Source organism: Meridianimarinicoccus aquatilis (assembly GCF_004358675.1).
GTDB classification, from domain to species: Bacteria; Pseudomonadota; Alphaproteobacteria; order Rhodobacterales; family Rhodobacteraceae; genus Meridianimarinicoccus; species Meridianimarinicoccus aquatilis.
In genome coordinates this window covers 1-12,111 of sequence record NZ_SMZO01000040.1, presented here as the reverse complement: position 1 = coordinate 12,111, position 12,111 = coordinate 1, and the positions used below count along the sequence as shown (strand labels likewise).

12 protein-coding genes are annotated in these 12,111 nt (G+C 57.0%); 9 read left to right on the top strand and 3 right to left on the bottom strand.

The window, feature by feature from the left end; all coding sequences use genetic code 11:
- Positions 1–70 precede the first annotated feature (70 nt).
- Both E2L05_RS14875 and E2L05_RS14870 read right to left on the bottom strand, forming a co-directional pair.
- Complete coding sequence (locus tag E2L05_RS14875; protein WP_133343690.1) at positions 71–2,575, bottom strand: ATP-binding protein; 2,505 nt, start codon at positions 2,573–2,575, stop codon at positions 71–73.
- A 4-nt stretch (positions 2,576–2,579) separates the two neighbouring features.
- Entirely contained in the window at positions 2,580–3,317 is a 738-nt protein-coding gene (locus E2L05_RS14870) for a winged helix-turn-helix domain-containing protein (protein ID WP_243721998.1), read from the bottom strand.
- A gap of 266 nt (positions 3,318–3,583) precedes the next feature.
- Here E2L05_RS14870 and phnD point away from each other — a divergent pair, with 266 nt between their 5' ends.
- The 8 genes from phnD (at position 3,584) to E2L05_RS14825 (ending at position 10,042) form a co-directional block, all read left to right on the top strand.
- Complete coding sequence (gene phnD / locus E2L05_RS14865) at positions 3,584–4,540, top strand: phosphate/phosphite/phosphonate ABC transporter substrate-binding protein (RefSeq protein WP_394346559.1); 957 nt, start codon at positions 3,584–3,586, stop codon at positions 4,538–4,540.
- A 63-nt stretch (positions 4,541–4,603) separates the two neighbouring features.
- On the top strand, positions 4,604–5,377 hold the full coding sequence (gene phnC / locus E2L05_RS14860; RefSeq protein ID WP_133343687.1) for a phosphonate ABC transporter ATP-binding protein: 774 nt from the start codon (positions 4,604–4,606) through the stop codon (positions 5,375–5,377).
- Positions 5,374–6,165: a phosphonate ABC transporter, permease protein PhnE gene (phnE, locus tag E2L05_RS14855; protein ID WP_133343686.1), complete on the top strand. Its 792-nt coding sequence runs from the start codon at positions 5,374–5,376 to the stop codon at positions 6,163–6,165. Before phnC ends, phnE (E2L05_RS14855) begins: the two co-directional genes overlap by 4 nt.
- Positions 6,162–6,959 carry a phosphonate ABC transporter, permease protein PhnE gene (gene phnE, locus E2L05_RS14850; protein WP_133343685.1) on the top strand — a complete coding sequence of 266 codons (798 nt, stop codon included), beginning with the start codon at positions 6,162–6,164 and terminating at the stop codon, positions 6,957–6,959. Before phnE (E2L05_RS14855) ends, phnE (E2L05_RS14850) begins: the two co-directional genes overlap by 4 nt.
- 64 nt (positions 6,960–7,023) lie before the next feature.
- Positions 7,024–7,926: an HAD-IIA family hydrolase gene (locus E2L05_RS14845; RefSeq protein WP_243721997.1), complete on the top strand. Its 903-nt coding sequence runs from the start codon at positions 7,024–7,026 to the stop codon at positions 7,924–7,926.
- A gap of 658 nt (positions 7,927–8,584) precedes the next feature.
- The gene (locus E2L05_RS14835) at positions 8,585–8,851 is read left to right on the top strand and encodes a Txe/YoeB family addiction module toxin (protein ID WP_036743748.1); all 267 of its coding nucleotides are present in this window, start codon (positions 8,585–8,587) and stop codon (positions 8,849–8,851) included.
- Between the two features lie 151 nt (positions 8,852–9,002).
- A complete protein-coding gene (locus E2L05_RS14830) occupies positions 9,003–9,731 on the top strand; it encodes a ParA family protein (protein WP_037275336.1) in 729 nt (242 codons plus the stop codon).
- Entirely contained in the window at positions 9,728–10,042 is a 315-nt protein-coding gene (locus E2L05_RS14825) for a hypothetical protein (protein WP_074637846.1), read from the top strand. The genes E2L05_RS14830 and E2L05_RS14825 overlap by 4 nt, the downstream gene beginning before the upstream one ends.
- On the opposite strand, the gene E2L05_RS14820 is transcribed toward E2L05_RS14825, so the two are convergent.
- Positions 10,039–11,103 (bottom strand): replication initiator protein A, encoded by a 1,065-nt coding sequence (locus E2L05_RS14820; RefSeq protein ID WP_074637844.1) that lies wholly within the window; start codon positions 11,101–11,103, stop codon positions 10,039–10,041. The two genes, E2L05_RS14825 and E2L05_RS14820, sit on opposite strands and share 4 nt — an antisense overlap.
- 244 nt (positions 11,104–11,347) lie before the next feature.
- On the opposite strand from E2L05_RS14820, the gene E2L05_RS14815 reads away from it, so the two are divergent.
- On the top strand, positions 11,348–12,058 hold the full coding sequence (locus tag E2L05_RS14815; protein ID WP_133343683.1) for an IS6 family transposase: 711 nt from the start codon (positions 11,348–11,350) through the stop codon (positions 12,056–12,058).
- Positions 12,059–12,111 lie beyond the last annotated feature (53 nt).

The following is a 12,111-nucleotide window of genomic DNA, read 5'->3' as shown; positions in this document are numbered from 1 at the left end:
AGACGAGCCTCCTAATGGAAAAGCGGACATTCTGGTGGTTGGCCGTCTTCCGTGCTGCCGAACTGGAGTGTTAAACAAGTTCAACTATTCGTCTACGCGCGTCGGTCACGGCATGAATGAGATCAGTTTTATCGACGGGTTTCGGGAGCATTTCGAAGCGGTTGCGAAACTTCTTGATCACAGGGACTTGGGCAGGCAGGCGCGATGATATCAAAATGGCAAATGCCAAGGGGTTACGTTCTAGTGTTACTTGGATCAATTGCACCCCTGAATGCCCATGGTCTAGATTTAGGTCGGAAACCAATAGTGTTATTTCTGGTGTTTGTTCGACGATTTTTTGCGCTTCCGAATAGTTTGTAGCGACCAATGTATCGAACCCGAGTGTCGCGAGGGTGACCTTTAAGGCAGCCGCCGTTTCCCGATTGTCATCAACAACGATTGCCGTACCTGCTAACGGTATCTTGGGCTTGGCGACCGGTGGCGTGTCCAGAATCGGGACGCGAATTACGATGGTTGTGCCTTGCCCCATGGCTGAGCGAATTTCGATATTTCCGCCAGATTGGGTTACGAAACCGTATACCATCGATAGGCCCAGTCCTGTGCCTTCTCCGTCCGGACGGTCCGTATAGAACGGCTCAAACGCGTGGCGGCGGGTGTCTTCAGTCATGCCAATGCCGTCGTCCTTGATCGACAGAACAGCGTGACGGTCCTGCGACGTCAGGCTGATCCAGATGTTGCCGGCATTCGGAATAGCCTGCGCCGCGTTCATACACAGGTTTAGTAATGCGCTTTCAAGTTGGCCCGGGTCGAGCGAGACATGCAGCGGTTCGGGGCCCAGTTCCAGGTGGAGATCGACGTTCTCCGGCAATGCAATATCCAACAAATCCTGCATCCCTTCCACCAGCGACCCAAGATCGACCCTCTCTGGTTCAAGGTGTTGTTTGCGGGCAAAAGCGACCAGACGTTCGGTCAGCGAAACGCCAAGATCAACGGCGGTTCTGATCCGTCCAAGGCGGAAGTGTGCGGCGGTTGCGTTGGATGTTTCCAGCAGATGCAGGTTGCCTGAAATCGTCGACAGGATATTCCCGAAATCGTGGGCCACCTCGCCCGTGACCTTGCCGAGCGCTTCGACGCGGCGGATTTCTTCGAGACGGTCTTCGATGCGCTTGCGCTCTGTGGCTTCGGACAGCAGCCAGACGGATCGACCATCAGGCAAATGCGACGACCGCACCTCGATCACGTCCCCCATGGGGTTGGTGTATTCGTCATATCCGCCGCGATCATCCGACCCGCTTTGCAAACGATAGGCTGACAGCGCCAACAGGTCTTGCATGGTCCGCGCGGGGGCGTCGTTGGGGATGTTCAAAAGCGCGCGCACCTTGTCATTCTCGGCCTCGATTTCACCCTGCGGTGTCAGGATCGCCACACCGTCTTTGATGCCGCGGAACACGCTGGAAAACAGGGTGTTCTGGCGGGTGATTTGCGCCGTCCGCCGATCCAGTTTGCGCGCGTTAGACCGGAACACGCCGAAGGCATGGAACAGCTGGCCGATTTCGTCATCCGTCGCGGTTTTGGTCGGCACGGTGACAGAGTGATCCCCCGCCGCCAGTTGCCGCATTCCATCCGCCACAAGCCGCAGGTTGCGTGTGACATAGCGCGACACGAACAGCGACGAGATCACCGCCACACAGGCGCTGAACAGCGCAAGCAAGGCCACGCCGGTTTGCGCCAGCTTCAGATCGCGCGAGGTCTGCATCCGCGCCACCCGCAACCGCTCTTGCGCGGCTTCGACCCGCGATGTGGCATAGGCGCTGATGTCGCTGGACAGCTGGCGAATGCGGAACAGTGCATTCTCCGCATCCAACGCGGCGGTGAGCGACTGGTATTTGAGTTGGAACAGGTCCGTGGTCGGGCGCCGCAGAATGGCCTCGATCTCTTGCAGACCCTCGGCGGCAATGGGGCTGTCGGGCAGGGCGGCGCGGCTGCGGTCAAAGCGGCGGTTGATTTCCCCGACTTCGATAATCTCTCGCGCGCGGGTCACGCTGCGGGCGTCGCTGGTCAACCGGCCCAAGGCCGCCCAGGCCAGGCGATCATCCAGGGTCGCCTCGGCTATATTGGCCTGTCGCTGGAACCTGTCTTGCAGGCGGGCCAGATCAATATCGATCTTTGCAATCTCGGTCTGAAGCAAGCTTTGCGGTGACGACACGCGCAGCAGGTTGGCAATGGCCACGCGGATGCGCGCCAATGGCAGGGTCAGGTCGTCGGTGCCGTCTGACAAGACGTTTAATCGGTCGATGGTGCGCAGGATCGCATCGGCGTCCACCTGCCGTTGATAGGGCACCTGAACCGTCAAAAGAAACGGCGCGGCGGTGGCAAGGTCAGCGGCGTTGCGCGACAGCTCTAGGGCTTGCGACACTTCGGACAGCGTGTCGCGGTGGATCGTATCGAGCCAGTTTTCCGCGTTGCGCAGCAGCAAAAGACTGACGGCAGAGATGATCAGGGTCACGGCGCAAAGCGTCAGGATGGCAATCGAAAGCCGCGCCTTGACGCTGGGCGTATGGAACGCGGGCCGCATGGCGTTACTCCGCTTCCAGCTTAAAGAAATAGCCCTGCGAGCGACGGGTTTGCAGGTGAACGGGCTTCGATGGTGTGTCCTCGATCTTGCGGCGCAACCGCAGGATCAGCACGTCAATTGTGCGATCCACATAGCGTTCCATATCGGACCCCAGTTCGGACAAAAGTTCTGGCCGCGAAATCACCTGCGCGGGGTTGCGCGCCAGATATTCAAGTAGACGGTATTCGCCATTCGTCAGCGGAATTTCATGGCCCGCGTGATCCAGCAGGATCCGGCTTTGCAGGTCAAGTTGTTTGCGCCCGAATGTGATCGTGTGTTCGGGTAGGGCCGGCGCACGGTTCACGCTATGCCCGTAGCGACGCAGCACCGAGCGGATGCGCGCGACCAGCTCGCGCGGGTTGAAGGGCTTCATCAGGTAATCGTCAGCTCCCGTTTCAAGGCCGATGATCTTGTCGATCTCGTCCCCGACCCCTGTCAGCATCACTATTGGCAAGGCATAGCGGGCGCCAATTTGCACCGCCAAATCAAGGCCGGATTCCCCGCGCAGCCGCAGATCAATGATCGCAAGATCAACGGCAGGAGGTGCTCCAAGCGCGTGGAAATCGGCGCTGCCCTCGCAGGCAGTCGGGATGAACCCGCTGCTCAACAGCAATTCGCACAAGGTCTCACGGACCTCTTGGTCGTCATCGACGATTGCGATGACGGGCGGCAATTGATCTTGGGTTTGATGGTCCGACGTCACCCTGATCCTCCCCGATGCAGTGTTATGACAGGTTTCGCCTAAATTGCACCGCAGGTAGGGGAAAAGACAGGGGGCATGGGCTGCCTGTAATACTGTTAACATTAAAGTCTACCGCTGTAACTGAGTGTTAACATAGCCACCCTCGCCGTAGCGGGTGCGATGCAATTAGGCTTGCCGGATCGCGTGGTAGCGGTTGGAGGATCCTACCAAATGCGAGAGATAATTAGGGAGAGATCTATATGACTTTTAAAGTGACCAATACAGCTATGGCTGCAAGTTTGCTGGTGCTTGGCAGTGTAACTGCTGCCGCCGCCCAAGAATGCGCCGAACGTGGTGCGCTCGACGCATTGTATTGCGATGCGAACGGTGACCTTGTGGCCGACGCGCCAACAGATCCGGCTGAATTGAATGACCCGAATACTTTGGTGTTCGCATACACGCCCGTCGAAGACCCTGCGGTTTACGCGGACATCTGGGCGCCGTTTATCGCGCACCTCGAAGATGCGACGGGCAAAGACGTGCAGTTCTTTGCGGTGCAATCGAATTCTGCCGAGGTAGAGGCGATGCGCTCTGGCCGTCTGCATATCGCGGGCTTTTCGACAGGGCCGACACCGTTTGCTGTAAACTTGGCAGGTGCCGTGCCGTTTGCAATTATGGGGGCCGAGGACGGTCAGTTCGGTTATCGACTGCAGGTGTTCACGCAGGCTGACAGCGACATTCAAGAAGTGTCTGATCTGGCAGGCCGCCGTGTGGCGCACACCTCGCCAACGTCAAACTCTGGCAACCAAGCTCCGCGCGCGCTGTTCCCCGGTCTTGGTGTGATCCCTGATAAGGACTACGAAGTCGTCTATTCCGGCTCGCACGACCAATCCATGTTGGGTGTTGTCGCAGGCGACTACGACGCAGCCCCCGTGGCATCCGAAGTGGTGGACCGCATGGCGGAACGCGGTCTGTATGACACCGCCGATGTGCGCAAAATCTGGGAGAGCGATCCGTTCCCAACAACGTCTTTCACACTGGCACACGATCTGGACCCAGAGCTGGCCAACACCATCAAAGAGGCGTTCTTCTCGTTTGAGTTCGAAGGCACCGCATTGGGTGACGAATTCGAAGGTGTCAGCAAATTTGTCCCGATTACTTATCAGGACCAATGGGCTGTGATCCGTGAAATTCAAGCGTCCAATGGCGTCGAATACACGCCACAGGGCCTCGCCGACAATTAATCCCCCCTGCAGACGGCCACTCCGACAAATAGGTCGGGGTGGCACGCGCATCTGAGAGGCAACATGCTAGAAATTAAGAATCTTGTGAAAAGATACGGGAAAGGTGCGCCTGTCCTGAAGGATCTGAACCTGTCGGTTCAGGGCGAACAACTGATGTCGATAATTGGATCGTCCGGTGCAGGCAAAAGCACGCTTTTGCGCTGTGTGAACCGGTTGGTTGAACCCACTTCCGGCAGCATCACGCTGAACGGCACCGACTTTACGACGCTGGGTGCAAAAGACCTGCGCAAGGCGCGTCGCCGTGTGGGGATGGTGTTCCAAAGCTTCAATCTGGTGGACCGGTTGAGCGTTATGGAAAACGTACAGTCCGGTCGTCTGGGCTATATTTCTACCTGGGCCGCGTTGACCCGTCGCTATCCTGCTGAAGACATCGAACGTGCGTTTGAATTGATGGAACGGGTGGGCATCGCCCAATACGCCGACAAGCGCGCTGACGAGCTGTCGGGCGGTGAACGTCAACGTGTGGGCGTGGTGCGTGCCCTGATGCAGCGCCCTGAAATCCTGCTGGCGGATGAGCCTACGGCCTCGCTGGACCCGAAAACCTCTGAACAGATCATGTCATTGCTGCGTGATCTTGCGCGTGAATTGAACCTGCCGGTGATCATCAACATCCATAACGTGACCGAAGCCAAAGAATACAGCGACCGGATCGTCGGTATGCGCTACGGGCGGATCATTTTCGACGACAAGCCTGCCGCGCTTGATGCCACGCAGATGGATGAAATATACGCGGGCACCCCGTCCGAGGACCGTCAGGAAATGGGTGCCGTCGCATGAGCACCCAAACCGTCTGGCGCAAACCGCCGTTCATTAAGTCCCCGATCGTGAGGTGGGCGTTCTATATCGCCGTCGCGGTCTACGTGATCGGGACCATTGCCACCCTGCCCATCGATTGGGAACGCACAGCCCAAGGCCTGACACGGGCTCAGCGTATTTTTAGCGGGGCGTTTCCGCCCAGCTTTGAACGATCCGGCCTTTTGATTTCGGGCTTCATGGAAAGCCTGAAAATTGCGATCCTTGCCACTACGCTGGGCATGATCCTGTCAGTGCCGCTGGCCTTCATGGCCGCGCGGAATATCTCGCCCAAGCCTGTTTATTTCATTGGCCGCGGCACGTTCATCCTTGCCCGCAGTTTCCACCCTGTGATTGTCGCAATTATCTTCGTGAAGGCCGTGGGCTTTGGCCCTTTGGCGGGTGCGCTGACACTAACGGTCTATTCCATCGGCTTTGTCGCCAAACTGCTTGCCGAACGGATCGAGGAGATCGACTTCGGGCAGGTTGAGGCCATGCGCTCTGTCGGGGCGCCGTTCTTGAGCACAATGATCTACGCAATCCTGCCGCAGATCATGCCGCGCCTTGTGGGGCTCGGGATCTATCAGCTTGATAGTAATCTGCGCGCCTCTGCCGTGGTTGGCATTGTTGGCGCGGGCGGCATCGGGGCGACCCTTGCCAATGCATTCGGGCGCTATGACTACGACTTTGCGCTTGCCATCACGATGGTCATCGTGGGCGCAATCCTGATTTCCGAAGCCGTCAGCGGCATGATCAGAAAGCGGATGACATGACACAGACACTCACACACGAATGGGCGCGGTTTACCCCTGCCCAGCGGATGAAACGCTATGGTGCGTTGCTGGCTGTCACGCTGGTGGTGGTCTGGGCCTTGGGCAGTATCGACGTGATCTGGGAATGGGTCTGGGACGCACCGATCCAACTGGTCAACCTCTTCGCCCGTATGGTGCCGCCGGACCCGACCAATCTGCCATCCATCCTTGAGGCCACGTGGCAGACCATCAACATCGCCACAATCGCCACAATGATTGCAGTCGTGTTGTCGTTGCCTGTCGCCTACATCTCGGCGCAAAATACCACGCCGAATGTGGTCTGCCTGTGGATCGGGCGGTTCATTCTGGTGTCGTCGCGGTCGGTCAACACGATCATCTGGGCGCTGCTGTTTGTGGCCATCTTCGGGCCGGGCATCATCGCGGGGATCATTGCGATCATGTTCCGATCAATCGGGTTCCTTGGCAAGCTGCTAGGGGAAGCGATTGAGGAGATTGACCCCGCTCCGGTGGAAGCTCTGGAAGCCTGCGGCGCGTCGCGCTTTAAGGTGGTGCTGTATGGGATCGTGCCACAGGTGATGCCTGCGTTCTTCGCGATCAGTATCCTGCGGTGGGACATCAACCTGCGGGAATCCACCGTCCTTGGCCTTGTCGGGGCGGGGGGCATCGGGATCATCCTGCAAGGCGCGATTGATACCTTCCAATGGCAAGAGGTGTCGATGGTCCTGCTGACGATCCTTGCGCTTGTCATCGCAGGTGAGGTGATCTCCTCCGCGCTACGTAAGAAGCTGCTGTAATGTTTATCAGGGCAGCTGGAAGATCCAGCTGCCCTGATACTTTGCCACCCAAAGGACAGACAACGTGACCAAGCCTGATGTTCCGCTGACCACGCAACAGATATTCGACCGCTATGAAGAGGTCCGCACACGACTACCGCAGGTCACGACACAGCCGGACACAACAAACATTCAATCCCTGCTCGATATCGCCGACCAAGTCGACGCTTTCGTCTTCGATGCCTTTGGCGTGTTAAACGTTGGCGAAACCCTGATCCCGGGAGCTGATGTGCGCCTTGATCAACTCCGCGCGCGGGGCTGCGCCATACGTATCCTGACCAACGCCGCCAGCTATGACCGCAGCGGTGCTATCGCCAAATTTAAGCGTTTGGGCCTACGGGTCGAAGATGACGAGATCATCACCAGCCGGCAGGCAACCCTTGAAGCGATGGGTCCTGGGCATTGGGGCGTGATTGCCGCCGATGTAGACCAGCTTCGCGATCTGCCCGGCACAGTGTCGCGCTTGACGGGGGACGCCGCTGACTATGACAAAGTGGACCAGTTTTTGTTTCTCTCGGCCGCCGACTGGACAGCCTCGCAACAAGACCTGTTAGACGCCGCCATGCGACGCAATCCGCGCCCGTTGCTGATCGCGAACGCCGATCTCGCCGCCCCCCGTGGTGACGGGTTCTCGATAGAACCGGGGTATTTCGGCCACCTAATCGCCGACACCTTCCCTGAACACGTGCGTTTTTTCGGGAAGCCCTATCCTGAAGTTTACGACCTGATCGAAGCTTCGCTCCCGACGGCCCGGAAGAACCGGATCGCGATGTGCGGCGACACGCTTCACACGGATATCCTGGGGGCCGCGGCACGAGGCTGGCGCACGGTTTTGGTTACGCAAGACGGACTATTCGCGGGCTATGAAACACAGCCGTTCGCCAGGCGTGCGGGCCTATGTGCCGATTGGTCCGTTTGTCGCATTTAGGTCTCGGGGCATTAGGCTATACCACAAGACTTCAAATATTCCTTGCCAGATCACGTCACGCAAAGTTTTCGTTCTCGAAAACTGCTCCCTTCTCTGTCTTCAAAACTAAATCTGAACACCAGCGGCGCGGTAACTGTTGATTAGAGTTTCATCGGTGCTAAGTCTCTTAACGGATGGCGGCTTTGAGATTGTGCGTTACTCGTCAAGCAAGAATCCGAATGGCAGTAATGCGCCGTTCTGAAAGCACTAGGTTTTCTGCATGGGCAGCATTCTGCAGTTGCAGTCTAGGTAGGTGTGGGCTCGAACCGGGATTTCGCTGCGCTCTCCATGAACGTCCGCTCTCACCCTCATGCGAGCTTTTAACCAAAAGCGCGCATGGAAGCGTGAGCTTCGCATCAATGTGAACCTTTGTTTGGCGCGACCTCTTTACTTGTACTTAATGTTGTACATATAAGGTTGCGACAACAAGGAGAGTCGCGATGGATGTTATGACCTACTCAGACGCACGAGCTCAACTGAAGGGCGTCATGGATCGAGCGATCNGGAACGCCGTCAACGAGACGTTGCACCTCTTGTCCACACCGAAAAACGCATCCCGCTTGCGCGCGTCGATCGCGCAACTCGATGCTGGAACTGGCGAAGAGCGTGAGCTGACCGAGTGAAGCTGGTTTTTTCCGATCAGGCCTGGGAAGACTATCAATACTGGGTCAACACCAACGACAAGGTACGCGACCGGATCAACGAGCTGATCAAGCAGTGCAAGCGGACCCCCTTCAAGGGAACCGGCAAGCCGGAACCTTTGAAGGGTGATTTGACTGGCTGGTGGTCCCGGCGGATTTCTCAGGAAGATCGAATGGTCTACCGGGTCAGTGGAGCTGGCGATGGCCAAAGCCTAGAGATTGCGCAACTGCGGTTCCATTACTGAAAACCCGTAGGGTTGAACGACCTAGATGTGACGAGGTCGAACGTCTCAAAGTATTCTCGAAGTTAACTCTAACTATGTCGTTAAAGTTAACTTTATAATTAATGTTAACGACATAGTTGACGTTAGAGTTAAACGCAGGCAATCTACCGCCATGTATGTAATCACCTTCGCAAACCCGAAAGGCGGCTCGGGGAAAACTACGTCCGCCATGCTCTTGGCTGAACAGATCGCTATTTCTGGCGGTCGCGTTGCGATTCTCGATCTGGACCCAAACGCCAACATCCTTGCATGGGCCCAGACGCGCGAAGCCGAAGGCAGAGACGTTCCTTTCACAGTTCATGCGCGACCGCAGGCCGAAGAGACGGTCGAGCTCATCGACAGCCTATCCGACGAGGCTGACTATCTCATTATCGACCTTGAAGGGTCGAAGGATCAGATCGTCACTTTCGCGCTATCGCGGACCGATTTGTGCATCATCCCGCTCGATGGCTCGCCCATGGAAGCCCGGCAAGCCGCGCAAGCGGTTCGCTTGGTGCAAACCACAGCAAACATGATCCGCGCGCAAATCAACTACGCCCTCTTGTTCACTCGCACCAACGCCGCGTTCCAGACCACGGATGAGCGCGACGTGCGGCAAGAAATGGAGCTCAACAACATCCCGACGCTACCCGTTCGGATCGCCAAGCGCGCGCCTTACACCCGCATATTCCGGGACGGTGTGCTCTTGTCAGAGCTGCCTGACATCGTGACGCAAGAAATGCAGGGCAAAACCGCGTCTGTATCCGACAAGGCCATGAAGCAGGTGACCGGAGCCATCGAGAATGCCCGCGACTACGCACAAACCGTCATTGCAACCCTTACCAAGGAGCAAGTGACATGAGCGGGAAATACGGCTTCTCAGGTGGGATCGACCTGCCCAAGACAACACCAGCGCCCAAGCCTCGGCCAAAGGTCGATGGCGGCTCATTGAGCGAGGCCGTTAGGGCCGGTGCCGATCTTGGCTTCGTCAACAGGGAGCCAACGACGCGCCTTAAACCTGGCCCCAAACGCAAAGAGCCGCAGGACAAAGTTTCGATACCTGGCCCGAAGCGCGTAGTGGATGATTTCCGGGCTTTTTGTTCAACGCGCGATCTTACCCTTTGGCAGGGCTTGGAGTTGTTGCTTGAAGAACAGAAGGGTAGAAGCGGCTAAGGGTTGCCGCGTTTCTCAAAGATTTTCCGGCAGAACCCTAAGAATGCCCTGTCCGGGTTGGCCGGTGCATCGAGACCACCGTCGGCCATCCATTCGCGCCATTCTTGCTCTAGCGTGTAGATATCCCATCCCGGCGCAACCTTACGGGCTTCCTGATAAACGTCAGGGCTCAAACGGATCGCCCCGGATGGAGCCGCCAGAGCTTGCGGCTTTTCCGCGTGACGGTTTACAAATACGACCATGTTTTCGTCTAACCGGACTGAATAGTCCGGCATGTGATTGTACGCCTCATCTTGAGCGACAATGTTGCCGACCAGCCGCTTAAACTCGCGAGAGGTCGAAGCCGATCCGCACTTGTCTTGCAAAGCAGAAAGACTGATTTTCCACTCTTTCTTCGAGCCACAGTGCTTGCGGGCGATCTCATAGATGCGCCGCTCTAATGGCTTACGCAGCCGGAAATAGTTCCGGTGAAGGGTCAAAACTTCATGCGCTTGGATCGCGTTGAACACCCAATCAGAGAGTTGCACTTCGATTTCCTGCATCCGACCATCACGGGTTTCACGTACGATACGAGCGCGGTCGATGATGCTAAAAATATCCAATTGCTCGACATCGCCGGTCACGATGTTCGTCTCAATCTGTGTCCCTTGCAGCCGGGCGAGGGCGCTTCGAAGGCCGCTATATCCACGCCCATCCGATGGTCGGTTCGTTGCTTTCAGAAGGTCGAACGCCTTCAGGCGAACGATTTTTGAAACCTTCTGACCTTTGTTGATAGCTGCCATAATTTGACTGATGCAGTAGATCAGCACATCGCGATCGTGGATCGTTGCCAGACCATCGGACGAAGGTTTCACTTCGAGATAGTTTCGCCCCGTCCCATCTTCGTATCGCCGCACTCGGTGATCTGGTTTTGTAGAAAGCGAGAAAATCGGATGCGCCATCGAAGCCATGTCGCCCTTGGGTGCGGCATCAAAGATATCGCATACAAAAAAGTCGCCTTGTTCCTGCCGATCAGGCAGCAAGGGAGAGCGGTCGCCGTCTTTCGTGATTTCACACACCATGACCTATGTTTCGTGATTTCACACACACGGTCAAGCCCTTTCGTGATTTCACACACAGGCACAGCCCTTTCGTGTCTTTACACACGTTCCTTCGTGTCTTTACACACGCTTTATCGTGACTCTACACACAGGCCACTTCTAAAAGCCTAATTAATTCATAGTCCTACGAACACTTATCCACAGCGTAACGGGACTGTTGCATTAGCTTCGTTTCGTAGCGACGATGTGGCTTTGGAGGTTCTCGATGCCGCATAAATCACCGTTCAAGCACCATCGTTTTCCACGTGAGATCATCCTGTGCGCCGTACGCTGGTATCTGCGCTTCCCGCTGTCCTACCAAGATGTTGTGGATCTTCTGGCGGAGCGCGGCGTCAACGTCGATCGGTCGACCGTGTATCGCTGGGTCCAGAAGTTTGGCCCGGAGCTGACGCGGCGCACCGAACGGCATCTGCGCCGCGGCAGCGTTGATTGGCATGTGGACGAAACGTATATCCGCGTCGGCGGCAAGTGGCGCTACCTCTGGCGCGCGATCGATGCCAACGGGCAGATGGTTGACTTTCGGCTGACCGCAAGACGCGATGCGAAGGCCGCGAAAGCCTTTCTTTGCAAGGCGATCGAGCGCGTGCGGCTCCACCGGCCGGTAACAATCTGCACCGACAAGGCACACGCCTACCGGCGCGTCATCCGCGAGATCAACCACCGATATGACCCGCACTTCGACAGCATCCGTCACATTGACCGGAAATGGCGAAACAACCTGATCGAGAGCGACCACGCCGCAATGAAACGGCTCCTTGGCTATCGCCAGAGTTTCCGCTCGCTCCGATCCGCCAAAGCGACCCTCAGCGGAGTCGAAACGATTCGGACCATCAAACGCGGCCATATCCACCACAAACAACCCGGCGTCAGAGGCGAGATTGAATTCATCGCCAGCCTCTTCAAAACCGCCACGTAACCACCTGTGCCATCAGGGAAAGCTCAACACGCGCAAATTAACGCAACAGTCCC